Origin of the sequence: Marinicella litoralis, assembly GCF_002591915.1 — a bacterium.
GTDB lineage: Bacteria > Pseudomonadota > Gammaproteobacteria > Xanthomonadales > Marinicellaceae > Marinicella > Marinicella litoralis.
Map to the genome: position 1 here is coordinate 1 of NZ_NIHB01000008.1, position 17,731 is coordinate 17,731.

The 17,731-nt window shown below is 36.7% G+C and carries 8 protein-coding genes; 2 read left to right on the top strand and 6 right to left on the bottom strand.

Going from position 1 to position 17,731, the window contains the following annotated elements; translation table 11 throughout:
* Both CCS90_RS15075 and CCS90_RS14585 read left to right on the top strand, forming a co-directional pair.
* On the top strand, nt 1-258 hold a 258-nt coding region (locus CCS90_RS15075), incomplete at its 5' end, for a hypothetical protein (protein ID WP_442757017.1).
* Nucleotides 259-361: 103 nt separating this feature from the next.
* Nucleotides 362-685 carry a hypothetical protein gene (locus CCS90_RS14585; protein WP_143751570.1) on the top strand — a complete coding sequence of 108 codons (324 nt, stop codon included), beginning with the start codon at nt 362-364 and terminating at the stop codon, nt 683-685.
* A gap of 645 nt (nt 686-1,330) precedes the next feature.
* Here CCS90_RS14585 and CCS90_RS14590 read toward each other — a convergent pair.
* The 6 genes from CCS90_RS14590 to CCS90_RS15235 all read right to left on the bottom strand — a co-directional run.
* Complete coding sequence (locus CCS90_RS14590; RefSeq protein WP_099020317.1) at nt 1,331-1,804, bottom strand: hypothetical protein; 474 nt, start codon at nt 1,802-1,804, stop codon at nt 1,331-1,333.
* Complete coding sequence (locus tag CCS90_RS14595; protein ID WP_162846930.1) at nt 1,797-14,864, bottom strand: RHS repeat-associated core domain-containing protein; 13,068 nt, start codon at nt 14,862-14,864, stop codon at nt 1,797-1,799. Before CCS90_RS14595 ends, CCS90_RS14590 begins: the two co-directional genes overlap by 8 nt.
* A gap of 853 nt (nt 14,865-15,717) precedes the next feature.
* Complete coding sequence (locus CCS90_RS14600) at nt 15,718-16,152, bottom strand: hypothetical protein (RefSeq protein ID WP_133566567.1); 435 nt, start codon at nt 16,150-16,152, stop codon at nt 15,718-15,720.
* Between the two features lie 24 nt (nt 16,153-16,176).
* Entirely contained in the window at nt 16,177-16,926 is a 750-nt protein-coding gene (locus CCS90_RS14605; protein WP_099020320.1) for a barstar family protein, read from the bottom strand.
* Between the two features lie 333 nt (nt 16,927-17,259).
* The gene (locus CCS90_RS14610) at nt 17,260-17,538 is read right to left on the bottom strand and encodes a hypothetical protein (protein WP_162846931.1); all 279 of its coding nucleotides are present in this window, start codon (nt 17,536-17,538) and stop codon (nt 17,260-17,262) included.
* Nucleotides 17,539-17,642: 104 nt separating this feature from the next.
* The coding region (locus CCS90_RS15235; RefSeq protein ID WP_143751563.1) for an integrase core domain-containing protein at nt 17,643-17,731 on the bottom strand (89 nt) is incomplete at its 5' end.

Below are 17,731 nucleotides of genomic sequence, written 5' to 3' on the forward strand. Positions count from 1 at the left end.
CAAGTGCTCATGACTTGGTGTTCACTTTACTCATTACCCGTACTTTGTGACCGATATTTGAAAGGTGAGATTGAGACCGAAGCAGAGTTAAGGCGAGTGAAAGAATATGTCGCTGAATATCGTGCTAGATTAGCGTCTGTTTCTTGGTACATGAAGGCGATTAATGAATACATTGCTCGCATGGCCAATGAAGAAGACAAGTGTACTGGACACTTCTGGGAGTCAAGGTTCAAGAGTCAAGCACGCACGGCCAGTTAAAACACTAAGACTTCTTTCACTTCGTGAAAACCGTCATAATGTTTTTCCTTGTGCTGCTTGATGAGCGAGCTTTACTGACCTGCATGGCAGCATAGGCTAAAAAGTGATTACGGTTTTTGCGAAGCAAAAGAAGTGGTTGCTTTGTGCCGTTATGCGTGTTGATCTGAACCCGATTCGAGCTGCTATCGCGAAAGATTTGAAAGGTTCTGAATTCACTTCGATTAAGGAAAGAATTGAGAACAATAACACTTGGCTTTCAGGTTTTGGGAAAGATGGTAATGACTTACCCTTTTATCTTTCTAGCTACATTGATTTGGTGGATGAAACTGGTCGTTTATTACGTAATGATAAGCCAGGGTTTATCTCACCAAACACGGCTAAAGCCATTGATCAAATTGGTATCAATCCTGATGACTGGGTAGCATAGGCTAAAAAGTGAGTGCGGTTTTTGCACAGCAAAAGAAGCGCTGGATTTGTGCCGTTATGCGTGAATTAAAAGGCTTTAAATCCATCGGTTTTTATTCGTATCATCCCTGACACTCACCCCTGCGGGGCTTACGTGAAAAATCGTTCCGAACGATTTTTTCAGCGGTTGGAACAGCCAAACAACTCAAAGAATATTCCAAGAAAACCAAGCGCAAATGGACACTTGGAATTCATCTAAAACCTACCCTAGAATAGTTTAGAGTTCATCAAAAATTAACAAGCAGATATTTTCTGCAACCTTCCAGCTCGGATAAAATCCAGTAAAATCGCTTAAAAATCAACTTCTACAAAACCACCTCAAAAATTCACCTAGCTAACACCTTAACCAAGCCATTTTAAGGGCTAAAAACCCAGAAAAACTTCAACTAAGTATCCTCAGTCAGTGCCTGTCCTATATTAGTTGCTATATTAGTTATGAAAGCCTTTAAGTTAATACCCACTTTTTTTTGGGCTTCGCAAGCTCTGCGCCAACCTACAGGTTAGCCCAGCCTTGCGCTAAATAAAAAAGACTCTCAAGATTAAATCCTGAAAGCCTTTGGACATTGCTTTTTATCTGAAATAAACAAGTAATTAAATTAAATATCAATCACTTACCCTTTAAAGGGGTCTGACCTGTTCCTGTGTTCCAAATTTCTAACAGATTATTTTTTTGCTCTGTATTTTTCTTAATAGAATCTAGTTCATATAAGAAGTCTGATTCGTCAAGAGGGTGATCATCAAGGTATCTATAAATATAATTAAACTTTTTTACACACTCACCTTTAAAATAGGCTTTGAATTTTTTAATTCGAGTAAATATAAAATAACGTCGAAATTTCAAATCTTTCTCTTTGTATGCTTTATCATCGAACGATATGTACATTTCTTTTTGATAACTAAAGACACAAATTAATACTGTTTCTTTTTTAAAAACACCTGTTTCAAAATTTTCATACCACCCATTAGTTGTATCGATATCTGCTGGCAAGTCTTTTAAAAAATTAACTGCTTTACCATCAAATCGTATTTTAATTTTACCAAATTTATTTTCTTTAATTGAACATAAAATTAAATCAGTCATCGTCAGTAGCTCCCTGCAATATCAGTCCAGCTCCATATAAATTAAAATATGGATTTGTCCTGCCTGCGCTTTTTATTATTTGTGAATCTGTGAGTCTTTTCTTATACCTAAAAAACTCATAACTCTTGGCTCGCCAGTTACGACCAACACCTAATCTAAAGACCGCTTTCAAATTGTCCCTAAAGTTAACGGAAGATCGAGCACTTGTAGAATACATTGAATAGCCTTTAGCAGCTCCAGCATAAGCAAGCCTGCCACCGCCAATACCAAATGATAAATATTCACCCGTAATATAACCTGTACTGTTATAGTCAACACCACCATCTACAGAAGCATAACCAAAGTTCCATTCTCTCAAATACTTTGTTCCACCAAAGGTAATGGCATCACCAAACCCAACTCCAGCCTGATAAAAATCGTCAAGGGTCAAATCAATATTAATCTCACCCCAAACATTCAAATTGGCATATTCAGTTTGAAAGTCAGTGCCATTCTTTTCAGCCATTCGATGAGCAATATATTGATTTACCCGCATATCAGGGCCTGCATTCGCCTGCAAATCAAGCAGATCAGGGCGATTTTCTGATAGCCATAACAAGCGTTGAGTTGCACTGAAGAAACTATAATCACTGACATTCCTTTCTTCAATATCTCCATCCTCATGAATTGCTAAAATCTCTGACACATCACCTTTTTTTTCAACAACCACAGCAATTCCAACAACTCCATTATTCTTGGCATGGCTTGGAGCAGCTCCTGATAGTAAAGCACCACAATCATACTCATCACAATCAAATGATTCAGAAACTATTTTATAACCCGTAGGATCAGTCCCACTCAACGGATTATTCTGTATATAACTATAAGGATTAATCGCCTGCGAAGTAGTCCCTTGAATAAACGGATCAACACTCAAGAACCTTCCGTTATTAAAATCATACATTCGGCCATTCATGTGAATCAACTCAAAGTTATCCAAATGTTCATGGTCTGTAAAACCACGTTTAGTGATGTCTATTTCGCTCAGTGTTTCACCCGCATTAAAATCAAGTTCTGGGTAATCCATTTTCGACCATGAATCACCATCCCTGGGTTTACCAAACACATCATAGCTCATGGTTTTAACTGATTGCATCTCATGATCCAGAATCTGCGTGGTTGAACCCAAACGGTCTTTTTGGAAAAAATGTTGATCGATTCGGTTATTGCCCTTAAGGGTAATGCTCAAATAATCACTGACCTGTACTTTAATTTCTTTATTCAGGTATTCAAGATTTACCACTTCTTCATAATGAGGCCCAGCATAAATGGTGGCTTCTTTGTTTCGTAATGGTTCATTTGAATCTACTTCCAGCTCAAGACTGTCCTCGTATTTAAGATAGCGTTGTTGGTCTATGCCATATCGGAAGTGAATTACACTGTCTTCATTGCGAACAGCACGGATTAATAAATTATTGGCATCATAAACATAACTGGCTTGGTCATAGGTTACTGAGTTAATAGTAATTAAATCCTTATCTCTGTTGCCTTTGGCATCATATTGATAATTCAGTACATTACCATTAGATAAAGTGGCCGTAGTGATCGCATTGGGTTTACCATTTTCACCATATATCTGGTCGGATGAATAATCACTTTTTAAAGTTAAATTACCTAACCCAGTCTCATCATACTCATAAGTTATTGCAGTGGTGTCAATAGTAGATGAAGTGATTCTTTGTAATTCATCATATTTAAACACTTCATCGATACTGCCATTAAGTTTTTGTGCTGAGATGTTACCCCAGGCATCATACTGGTAATCGAATGTTTGGCTGCCACTGTTGGTGTTATCGTTATAACCATGATTAATTTTTTTGATTTGGCCATTAGGATAGTAACTGTATTCAGATATGGCACTGTGCCCGTCTGTACCAAAAAGTTCTTTGTACTTGGGCTGCCCTCTGAAATCATAATCACTGAATTGCATCAACTTTTTAGCACCGGCCAAATCAGTGGCACCTTCATATTGTGATATTAGACTGCCAAATATGTCGTAATGGTTAACCACTGAAAAGAATGAGTCACTGATTTGTTGAACATCTTTGCGGTTATAGACAGTTTGTTTCAGGAAGTTGTAATTTTCATAATAATCATACTCAATAGAAAACTCAGCATCACCATAGGCTAAACTACTCAGCTCACCCAGTACATCAGTTAATACAACCTCTTGATGAACCATTCGGCCAAAAGCATCGTAAGAATAAGATTTATGTTGGGCTGTATAGAATTCATTGATATATGTACCAGCGCCGTTAAAGTTACTGTACCTAAATTCATCACAAACAGCCGTTAAACTCCCACATGTTCCAGAGTGCGAATATGAATCTTGGTATGAAAGCTGGTTAGTCAATGGCTCTTGTGTGTCAGTAACATTCCAATATTTTACCGTATTTCTTCCCAGTTGATCATAGAAAGTGTAGTTGCCTACATCATCAATTGGGTTCCCAAATTGATCTGTGTGTTGTTTTTGCTCATCGTCTTGTTCAAACACCACTTCACCAAAGGAATTATATTCAAAGGTTTTAAGGCCCATATTCGGATCATCAACACTTTCCTTACGCCCTAAATCATCAAACACTGTCACTATGGGGTTGTTTGCTGCATCGGTAATCACATGTGGATTGCCAGACGCATCGTACCAATATTTAGTTTGATAGGATTTGGCATCTGTGGTTTGGCGCAATTTACCTTGGGCATCATAAATGCGAGACATCATCAGATTATCAGTTTCAGGTTCGGTTGCTGTACAGTCGGTTCCGGTATATGAAGCATTAATTGTTGTGCGCCCTTTGTCATGGGTATACATGGTTTTTCTATAACAATCGTCACCATCACCATTTAAATCACCTATGAAGGCAAATCGTTCAAACAACAGGCCGCGTTCATCATAAGTATCAAAGGTAAAGTACGGCGTGGACTTTGGTAAAAATGGGCTGGTAGTTAACTCAACTTGACCCAATGGGTTTTGTAAGCTCATTACATAAGATGATCCACCGGTGTGATCGGTTTTACTTAAGATTACTTGGCCCTTGTTGTCGTGCCAATTGGTAATCATTGGGCTGCCTGGCTTTCTGGTTTGTGAAACAAAATACAATTTTGGAACATAGACATCAGCGCCTCTCAAATAGAAACCAGTGTTTATTGAAAAGTCATATTTACTGTTTAATTTATTTTTTGTGGACTCTAAAGCTTCGTTAACTATCAATTGAGCAGCAGCGCAAATTTGTCCACCATCTCCACAATACGACATCGCAGATGAAGTAGCAGCTTCCAAACTACCGTAACCTGTATTGGATATTCCATGACTGGTCGGTACACCAAAAGCATCATAGAATGTCATTCCATTGATCATATTGGGGTCGGTTTTTAGAATCAAATTACCATCAGTCTCATCATAATAAAAAGTGGTTTTCAAATCAAAAGGCGGACCTGTTTGTGTTACTTTATTAGGAAAATAACCTTCATAGTAACTGTAATCGGTAACGGTTATTCGATCCTGTACATCAGTGCCACCACCTACTAATCTAACCCACCCAGAATTTTTAACTTGAGATATGTTGCCATAATCATCATAAATAAAACTATTTCGACTGATGTTTTCATTGGGTATATCACTGTTACAAGTCGCTGGTGCTGTGGCGCCATTGGCGATTGTATATTGGCACCATAATTTTCTGCTGCTGTTATCGGTCCAAATGAACTTGCTGGTCACTGATTTATTTACAGTGCTGGCATCGTATCCGAAGGCTTGCCCCAGCCAACTACTCTCCGATGTGTTCTCATCAATGGTTGAAGTGACAGTACTGCTATTTAGTTTATCTATCCACCAAGTATTCACATTATCCACTGGATTATAGGTGTTGGAGGTGTGTTTGGTTGTGGTTACAACCTGGTCATTGGTGTCACTTACTTTGATATTATCTACCAACACATCTGAATGCTCAGTGACATTTCCAAAAGAATCATATGATATGAATTCTTGAGTTTGTGTGGTTTTTAATTCCCCACCTTCTTCCATTTGAAATGAAGTTATAGATTCTAACGGGTTGAAAAACACCCCACCATAACTGCTTAGATTGTCATTGTATTCATAGATTGTTTCAGTATTCAGTTCAAATTCGCTTAAATCATCCATACTATAAGAATGTACAGATTCTAGAGTACCCGCCAAAGGAAATACTTGGTTAAATACAGATACCGACATGGTCATATTAAAATCAGAATTTGCAATTGGTTTGTTAATCGCTTTGATTTTTCTAAAGCCTTGAAAACCTCGACCTCGGTTGTTATAAACGGCTTCTTCGTAGCTATATTGAGTGGTACTATAATTTTCGGATAACATATCAATCTCACCAGTGGCATCTAACTGGTAAATTCCATTGAATTTCCTCATTTCAGAAACCACATACATGGATGAGTTGAAGTAAAAATACTCACCTGCTCCATTAACTTGATTTATATAGCCATCATCTTCAACCGAGTTCCCAGAACTGCGTTCAGGCAGTCTGTATAAAGGAAATTCTCTTAAACTGTCATCAAGCTCAGTGGCTATGCTGTGATAGTCCCATTGGAAACTGATATCTGTTTGTGGTTGATAAATCCCAAGCACCATGTCAGGCATGATTTCATTGTTTTTGATCATTAGATTAACGCCACCTGAAACCAGGCTGTCACTTGCCTCCATATCAAAATCATTGATCAACACTGTGCCATCATCTTCAGTACATCCCAACAATTCAGCACCATGAGGTTCTTTAAAACAACCAAATGGCGTTTGAAAATCAGTTAAGCCATCACCTGTTAAATCTCCGCCACCACCCCAAAACAAAGTGCTGTATATGCCAGTATCAACAGTTTCATTTACAATTAGCTCGTTGTTTTTAACTTTAAAATCAAGAGCAGAATAACCATATACACCTCGATCCCACAAGGCATTGAGTCCACCAGCTTGGGTATAAATATCATACCTGCTACCAAGTAGGTAATCGCCTCTGGAACAGATTGCTGATACATTATTGCTGTTGGCATTAGTCACATTGTTAGGTACTGTGGAATCAGGCTCTTCTGGGACTGTAGTACAGTTACCACCCAAACAGCCAAAACCTTCATCATCATTAAAGATAATGCCTTGATTATTTACAATTGACAATACTTCTTGTTCACCGACAAATGGATTGAATGCTGATTGTTCAATGGCTGATAGTACACTCATGTCCCTGTTCGATTGGCATAACATGTTATTTTCATCACCCACTTCAATTGAACAAAGGTCAGTAACGAATCCTGTTGGTTCACCTCTGGTACTACCTGTACCTGACACTGCTGAAGTTGAAGAAACATTTGGTGATAAATAACAGCGATTAAAAGCCAATTCTTCAGGATTAGGAAACAATAGTTCACTGATGCCATCAGCATTTAAATCAGCCGCTTTGGTACTTGAACGAAACACAAAGTTACAAATTCTGTGTAAATTATCATGCTCTGCCAATGAGGGATCTAAATTTAAACAAATGTTGCCCTGCGGTAAAAACATGGCTTCATCTGACTCATATACAGGCAAATCAGAGTCAATTGAGGTGTCATCAAATAATGCGGAATTATAATTACCACCTTTATTCAGTCTCACTTTCCAGTTCCGGTAAATATTTTCATCAACAACCAATTCATCACCGACAAGAGATCTGATTCCTCGATCATAATAAAGCAAGTCTTTTAAACCATCACCGTTCACATCTTGAAAGTTAAAACTATTGGGTCCAAACCCTGATGAAGTATTACTATTTGCATCACAGGGTTCATCTAATGACGATCCTGTTGAAGTGCTTGGCTTTTTACGACACATAAAACCAGTTAACCCTAATTGAGAAAAGTTTTTGGCAACAGGATATCCATTCTCGCCTCTGAAATATATTTTCTCGTTGGCAATGGTAGGGATGACTGGTACATCTGACAGCCATGTAGGTCTGAACTTAGCTAAACGTTTAACATGAACATCAATTAACCCGTCTCCATTGAAATCTTCAACACTTTCAATTTTGTCATAGATGTATGTATTGATACCCCCTGGTTCGCTATCCCGCTCAAACTTTGGAGCCAAACCTGGGACCAACACTTCAGGTGAGTCGAATTTTATTTCAAATTCAATATAAATTGGTGGATCTTCTGGATGTTCTGGAATTACTAGATTCCAACTTGAAGTGTTTTTGAAAACCAATAGATTATTCTTTATCAACCATCGATCTTCATTGCTCCAATTATTACCCTCATCTTCTAATTGAACCAAAATGACAATGTCATCCAACCCATCATTATCAATATCACGAATATAGTATTCAGATGCTTCTGGATCCATATGAATTTTATTAAAATTGACTGGAATTGACGTATCAATCCCCCAGCTAATTCCAGGGTTAACCAATGAGAAATTTTCAGATCCATCATTTTTCAGCCCAAGATTAATGGGGTTTGCTTTAAAGTAGGTTTTAAACTGGTGGCTTGGATTATTGATGTCCTGATGTATGTCATATTGGTAAAAAATCAGTTCAAAATCATTGGTGTCATTATTTATATCTAATGAAATCAAGTCATTGATTCCATCGGAATTTATATCACCTGCGCCGAATTTATTGGCATATTTAGCATCAGCCTTATTAAGCACTTTAATCACAGCGCCAGTTTGGTCTAAAAATACAATCCCTGAAGTTTGGCTCTGTTTTTCATTTTGTGGTCCATATGTTAATTCTTTAATGCCATCGCCATTAAAATCTAAACTGGTGGTTAAATTGGTGATGTTTTTGGGTAAACTATTCCTATCATGATTAAAATAAATTAATATTTCATCCATAATATTTTGATACGACATTCGTGTTTCCACACCGCCATTCGGTTCAACATTCCAATTATTTTCAGACCAGAAAGTCTCAGCCAAAGTACGGGAGATTCCACCTCTGGTTTCATCAATGCCTTGTAACAGTAATTTCTCTGTCGCTGTTGATGCATCATATTCAAAACTGTAATGGCTCACTAAAGTAGTATCCAGAAAAATATCAATGCCATCTAGCTTCAAAGTCCTTTCTGTTAATTTACCATAATAATAACTTTGACTTGCATCAGCTCTTGTCGAATAATTAAATTTAATCTTTCGATTTCCTTCCTCAAGTTCATCACCTGTATATAAAATTTCTGTTATTACAAACTCATCTTCACCATAAGTATTTGTGCCTGTGTTGTATTTATAAATAATATTGTTACCGTATGGATCTTCTTCCTTGGTTAAGTACCAAGTGGTTTCATTTGATGTCGTACCTAGTTGTTCGTAACTATTAATTCGCCCTGACTTGGAAATTACTTCAAATTGATTGCCTGTCATAGAAATTCGAGCAAATGAATCAATTTCTGTTCTGTATTCAGATCCAGCAATTAAATAATCACCAGATTTCAGAATTAACTTTTGACCACTCAAGCACAACTTATCATTGGTGCTAAAATCAACAGCACGATAAACACCTTCTTGAGCAAATGTTGATGGACACCTGCTTATATTAGAGCCAACAGAAACTGACCACCCCATCCCCATTACTCCATTGCCTCCTTTAGATGAATAGTTAATTGATAATTCTGGAGTCATACCATTAATTCCTGAAGGTATGTTCATAGGAATATGATATGTAGCCGCGCCACCTGATACTCCACCTGAGCCAGGTACAGGACCACTGCCATCAACATGAGTCATTAAAGTCGGCATAAGCATACTGGTAACATCGACAATAGGATCATCAATATCCGTTAGTGGCACTGGTATTGAGTCAAAGTCACAACCCTGGTTAGAATCACAGCCGTCTACAGTTAATTTTTTTGACTCAGCAATAGCAATTGTTGCTCCAGAACTATCATAAGAAGGCTTATGTAACTGAAAAATGTAATCACCCGGTGTTTCTATGATGCAATTAAATGCAATCACTTCAGGGTATAAACTGGGTAAACCTAACACCGCTGGGCAAAGATCGCTCAATGGATCGTAATCTGATCCATCAAAACTATACATGGGAACAATGGATGTAAACTGATCGTCGGTATACCAACTGAAGTATATTTCACATGGACCTGTAGCATCTGGATCACACGTTTCTACATTGATATTATCAATAGCTGCTATGTCATAAAATATACCGTGTAAGTTGGCTCTTTTTATTAAATCAGTATATCCACCAGCGACATTAATTTGTGGAACTGTACTATCATCTTCATTAACAAATGTCCCTTCAGCTTTACGAATGTCACGTGTATTATTATTTATAAAGTCTGTAATTCTCAAGGTTAAACCGGCCACATTAAACCTATTTTTCTCGCTACCAACATTTTCATGCTCAAAATCTCTGCCAATCCATCCTACAGTTGTTAAATTATCACTAACTGTCCAATTTAATGGCATTTGTGCCAATGGGTTATAGGCATGGGGAACCACATACACTGTCTTTGACTCAAGGCTTTCATAGTTATTAAAATACCCCCCAATTGGAAATACTTCAGGGTCAGTTCCAGGCATCGTCAAAGTGGTACCCCATATTGGTAACCCATCTTCATCAAAGTATGCAATTGTGGTATTTTCCAAACCACCTTTAATCCATGTCAACATAGAAATATCAGAACTACTTAAAGGGGATTCTTCATCACTGATAGAGCCAGGATCTTGCCACAATCCAGCATAATGATCGGCATCATTGTTTGGCAAAAAGTTTCCATTAAAACCAAGAATGGAGAAATCTTCTATTTCAAGCATCAACCCATCATTTGTAGTTGTGTAAGGGTGAATATTCTCGCTCTCTGGAACTGAAGTAAATAACCCAGAGGCATAATCCAAATCTAAAATCAAAGTGGCTTTTCTTGAGTTATCAACCAGAGGGTCAACTGTCGGTATCACCGACAATTTAAGGTGACCTACTTCATGTTCTAAAATACAAAATGTTGCATTATTTTCACAGTTTTCGGTAACTTTTTGATGTGAGTATAGAGTTCCTGAATAAAAGACTTCATTAGTACCATCTACTTCATGAATGCTTTTTAATCTGGCTTCAATCCAAGTAGGAGTCCAATTATTTTCATCGTCTTTTCGATAAGTAAACCAGTAACCAACTAAATCATAGGTTTTGCCATAACGACCATCTTGTGCCGTTTGACTTAAACCGTTAACCCAAAAGAAATTCCAACCATTTCCATCTAATGCTTTATTCCAAAAATGACCTGGCTTTAAAAGTTCTGGTCCTATAGAGGATGGAGAATTTGTTTGGTCTGTAGCTGGTACAATGTTTTGGATATCACTCAATTCAACATCATCAACAGGTTCAACTGGGCCACAGCCAATTCCATTAATACATGCTTGGATCACCCAATATCCTAATTCATTTTCTGCACCTGGGGTGGACTGTTCAGGGACATCTGATACTGAAATTAAATTATCACAAACAAATTCTGTACTATACAGTTGACCATTTATCAAAGATGAATCTATTTTAAGGGAATCAATTGTCACCATTTGATCAGGTTCATCTTCAGGACTGACCTGTTTTGTTATACAAAATGGCTTTTCTCCGTATTCACAACTACCGTTAAATTCACAACCTGGGCTGCCTCCTCTATACTGAAAAGATCGTAAAAGAAAGTAATCTATTTCTACATCAACTGATACACCTGATGTACTCCATTTTAGTATTTTGTTGTTATCTGTGTTTTTATACCATTCAGCATGAATGTTGCCCATAGAATCTGAATTAACACCATCATCTGTAGTTACACCTACTGAAAAATGGTCAGAGCCTGAAACATTACACACATCATCTGCGCCTTTTATCGATTGGCATGACGCTATAATTTCATAAGTGTGTATACCAACAGTGAAACGATTCAATAACAATGGTTCATCAATTCGGTGGGTTATAATTTCACTTTCAAACCCTTGTAATGTGCTGTTACGACCTAATGCAATCCCTTCCTCAAATCTAGGTTGTGCCTCCTTAATCTTGATGTAATCAACCAAAGACAAATCATCATTTGCATCAAAATCCCAACTTAATGTGATGGTTTTTGAATTTGGGTCATGAATGGGTGTATTGAATTCAGGGAATGGGATGGCCAAAGAATTTACCACCGGCTCACCCACCATTATAGATGAAGAAAAAGAACAGCCTAATTTATCACTACAGGCTAAAATCTTAAAAACAGATCCAATCACTTGGTCTCGAATTAATTCTGGTGTATGCCAACCTTCAGTTATATTGCCATTAGATGGAATTGATTCATCAATGGATCCTATATAAAAGGTGCCATCAGATTGTGGAAAATTCGAGTATATTTCAAAAGTTTCAGGCTTGCCTCCCTCTGAATTGTATGGCGTCTCAGGGTAAACAAAATTTATTTCAAACGCGGTGTTACTTTCATTCCACTGTGGTTGATCTGGTGCCATTATTGGCTTAACCAAACCTATAGCAAATTTACCATTAGCTCCAAAATCTTTAACTGGCCCACTACACTCAGATGAATTACAACTAGTTAAAGAATAACTGCTCGGGTTTGTAGTGTCATCGATAACTAAACGAGATGGCTCATCTGAACTCACTGTATATGATTCAGTGAGCGAGCTACCATGGTATACACCAATCACGAAATGCGTAACATCAGACAAATTACTCGCATCCCAAGTGATGTAACGGCGATAAGTGGTATCATCTTCGTAAACTTTAAAATCATTTACTGTGTCTTCAATCGTTACATATGTTTTTACACCACAACCAATTTCATTGTTACAAGCACGGATTGCAAAGGTATTTTCCGGATATTGAGAACGGGATAAATAGGAAGTCTCCCAAACGGGTAAATTATCACTACCAACATTTAAAATGATAGGTACATTAGTTGGTGTATTGTTAATTTCTGGTGTAACTTCAAAGTAATCAGGTTTACCAAATAAAGTATTGAAATCAATGTCATTGTATGAAAAACGCACCTTAAATTCATTAGGCGCTCCAATAGTCCACTCTTCATTTAAGGTTGTAATCAAACCCATTCCACCATCAACAAAAGGGCCTGATTCCAATTTAAACCCACAAGTAACCTCACTATCACCCATCACACCAGTACAAGCTTGAACTGTATACTCTGTAGCCAAAGTGTTGATTTCTGATAAATTAAATGGAACATCAATCGCTTGATCTATAAAACCTAACTCAACACCATTTTGATACGAAGTAATGCGATGATAAGTGACACCCCATCTGTTGTAATCGAATTCTGGGGAGGGGTTTTTCTCCCATTGAATAAACTTTTGCCCCGATTCTACGTGTGATAAAACATCAATACTCAAAGATTCATCTGGCTTACACTGGTTATCGTGTGTAATTTCAGGGGTTGGCCAAATAGTGGGACAGAAAGTATCAAAGTCGACACTGCTTTTGTTGTTTGAGTTTGGATCAATAAAATCATCAACTATTTCATTATGATGAGTACATCTCAATGCATTTGTGCCGGTTATATCCATTGTATCTGCCGTCAATGAAAGGCTTTCAAGAATGTCACTGTTAATAACACTTAAAACACGAAGTGGAATCACTCCCGTTACTGTTTTTACTGACTCTGATTCTAGTCTCAGGGTACAGAGACCTTTTCCGTTATAAGTTGAGAAATCGAGTGTTTCATTAAACTCATGGGCTAATAGATCAAGATTTTTTAGTTGTTCATATGATTTAAAAGCATCAATATTATTGATGGCACTTTTTCGAGCTTGGATGGTTTCGACATTGCCATCACTCATTACAGCAAAGTTTTCGAAAAAGTTATCATTTAAGGTTGAATCGCCAACAGGACTCCCATTTGAATCGAATGCAGTATTGTTTTTACTTAATATCAATGCCTTAAGTGGTGATGACGGCCAATAACCACCTGTGTTATCAATGATTTTATTTCTACTTAAATTCAGCCAAGTAACAGTATCTGGAAATGTTGGGATTTGAGTTAACTCATGACCAACCAAATAAAGTGACTCTAAACTTGGAAAATTATCAATATTATAAAGAATTTCTGTATTAAAAGGAGTCAAATCTATGGACGAATTATAGTTCAAACTCAACCAGGTCAATTGTGGTAAATTTCCTAATGGTTCTATATTTGTTAAACCAACATTTTTCTTTAAATTCAACACCATAAGACCATCAAATGATTCCAACAATGCCAAATCTGAATCAACAAGTCCTTTGTCTATACACTTAATGTCTGTTATATCTGACAGGTGAGTGTCATTATCAACAACCTCATTTGGTGTGTTGGCATCATCCAGCAACAGACATGTTTTTAATGCGCTGTCAGGTAACCCACCTACTGTACTTGTGTCTTTTTCTAAAGACTGGCTTGAAGGTCCAGACCACTCACTCGACTGTGAAGCTTCTTTATTGGTGGTAGTTTTGTTACTGGCTGTGTCATTATTTATGGTTTCATATATGGCCTTGACCTGAACCTTATAATCGCCTGAATCTAACCCCCTTAATTTCAACTTTTGATGCTTTTGTGGCTTACCATTGTTCTTATATTTTGCTTTAACTTTATACTTCTCAAAAGTACTCCCATCCTTTGAAACGATTACTTTGTATTTTTTGATCCGCAGGGAGCTGTTTTCTGGTAATGCTTGGGGCCTTTTCCATTTAATGATTAGGTTTTGTGTGATATTTCCATCTTTGATCTTCCCTTTGAATTTTACCTTCCTTGGCATAGGCAATGATGAATCACCTCCTGTTAACTCACAATCACCAACACAATTACCAGAATCAATTAATTCTCCAGATGCTTTTGGTTGTGGTTGAGCTAACTTCCATAGTCTCACCCTTATTTCAACCTCAGCAGCATCAAAATAGCCAGTATCTGCAATTACTTCTGAAACAATTTGATCTCTGACACTGTCAGGAACTTCAATTTCTGCAACTGATTGAAATGAAATGAATATGAAAAACAGAAAGCTTAAGCGCAAAAACATCATGGGCATCCTTTAAAAATAATAAAACAATTTATTGAATTCATTCTCAGGAACTGAGACTTTAAATAAGTGAATGTAAAAGTAAAAACAGAAATGACTAAGCCATATTGCAGAGGTATATTAGTAATAGAGGCAGATGCTTTTAACGCATGCTCTTGAATACAATTTTCAGCAATTTTGGGGGGAATTATGGAGGTAAAAACATTGAATACCAGCAGAAATGCAGGTGTTGAGTGTATGTACGTGCCCATTGGAAAAATCCATTTTAATTTTTAAATCCTAACAAACAGCATTAATTGAAATAATTAATACCAACCTCACACACACGCTGACATTATATTTAATTTTTTTTAATATGCCATAAGTAATGGCAATTATTTTACAAAAATTTAACTTTTGTATATAGCTAGATAAGTTACACGGTTAAGATTTTAGGAGTAAAAGGACCATATATGCTCTTGGAACAAACAGGTGAAATTTAAAGAAGTTTCATAAGTTATATCTGTTTAGTGAACATGTTGAGATACACACGTATGTCTAGTTAACCCAGGCCTTGGCATTCACCCTATTTCGGAAAAAAAATTCAATGGTTTAGTTGGAAAGGTGGTTTTGATTTTTTGAATGTGAAAATATAATAAAAAATTCAATGGTTTAGTTGAAACGAAAAAATGAAATGACCGTATAGCTAGGTTTTTGATTTTTGAAAATTCAAAGGTTTAATTGGAAGTCCACTGTGGATGCCCAACTAAAGTCTTTAACTTTTTCCAATTAAACTGTTAATTTGACAACCAAAGTCTTTAATTTAGTCTCCAGTCAATAAAAGCAATGATATAAAGCTCTTCTCGCAGTTAATTAATTAGAACTTGGAAATCATTTTTTCTAAAGTTTTCACACAAGCAGTACGGTTTTTTGAGCGCTTAAAAAATTCTGGTAAATGAAAAAGCGCTCTTGAATATCTGTGACTTTGAATATCTCTTTCAGTTGAAAAAACATAGTCTCTCAATGCGATTGCATGATATTTATCCCAAGCCCAAATTAAGTTACCCTTTACATCACCCTGATAAAATGCATCAACTGGCCATTGGATTCTTACTTTCTTAACTAAGCCACATTTGAGACAACTTAGGCCACCTTCAACAAAGTCTGTATGCACTTTTGTTAATGGTCGTGTTGATGGACCAATCATTTCAATCACTTGCTGTGGTTTAGTTAAGGACGCCTTTGACTTACATTGAGGACAATGTGTTGATACAGAGTTAGGCCAGCCATACAAATTAGATAATGTAGTCATAAATATTTCCTTATAAGTTGATTTTTATGTGAGGATAAAATCGATATCATTTTGTGCAAATATTTCAGTTAATAGACCAATAAACTCATCAAAGTTTTGAATTTTAGATTGGCTTATTCTTGAATTTTCCCATTTAATACTTTTGGGTATTGGGCCAAAATCACCACAAAGACAGTCATTTACTGCATCTAAGTTTCTACCAAAGTAACCACCAGGGCCATTAATTGCTTCACCCAGTGCGCAATAGAAACTGTCTCTGTCATCTATAAATGTTCCATCAACAATTACATGTTGTCCACGTCCTTGAATATTTTGGTTACATTGAATAGCCATTCCAAGCCACCCTTGCCTTTCTGATGGTTTAAGTTCTAACCATTTGTTTTTTTTGTTAATTTCACCAGACATTTTCATCTTCCAGCTTTTATATCTGCCTGGTTCGGCTGAGTGCATAAAGGCGTTTAAAGTAAGATTTACAGTTTTATTTGAATTGAAAACAGTATCAATGATATTAACTATGGCCAAAAAGAAAGAACCAACTGATTTGTCATCTTCATCAAGAATGACCAGATAAATGTTTTCTGGAAGTTTTGTTAAGCCATTCATCAACTGTTCTTGAAATTTAGGACTTAAAGATCCATTAAGTAATTTGATTTGATAGATTTTATTTTCAAAATCAATAATGCGATCACCGTCAAAACCTTCTATATCATTGAAATATGCAAAATACTCTTGATTAGTTGATCCATCATCATAGCAAACGCCAATTTTAAACATCTGTTTTCTCCAAAACTAAATTGCCCTCATTAAGCATTAATTTATGTGGGCTGTTACTAAGATGGAGATTCATATCTGTGGCAACTTTAATTAACTCTGATACTAGTTTTGGCGTCACCGGTGTAGAGCCCTCATTAGTTTGTTTTAACTGTCCACTTGCTAGTTCTTAAAAATTTATCCAGGGGTCATCGAATTTTTTCAACACTTCAAACCAATGATTTCTTTTATGGCCTTCCACCCATACTTTGATAGTCACTGTATGCCATTCCTTCTCACTAACAGCCCAAATATATTGATTAGACTCAACAGTTATTTTTCTTATCTTTGATTTCATTAACTCATTTCTACACTTTTATTTAACCGCTCTATTCCACCTGCAGCAACCTTTTCGAAACATGAATCAAGGTCTGTGAATATGTCCCATTGATCTTTTTTCAGTAGCAATGAAATTCGTTCAATAACTTTATGCTCTAACTTTTCGACTCTCTTTCCTTTCCACAATTTATCTGCTAACGCCACAGCCAGTTCTTCAAATGAACAGTTCATACTATGCCATTGGCCATGACTGATACAAATTCTCGCTATTTTTGGTGAAATACCATGTTTCAACAAAATCCTTTCGCCCTCTTCTTCATGATTTGAACCTTTTTCATAAAGCTCATTAGTATTGACCTTTCCCCAAACTTAACACCACTGCTTGGATGAGATAATTCATTTTAAGCTGCCTGCTCAGCAAATGCTACTGGTGTTAAATAATCCAGAGAACTATGTGGTCTGACAGTGTTGTAATGTTTCCTCCATTTTT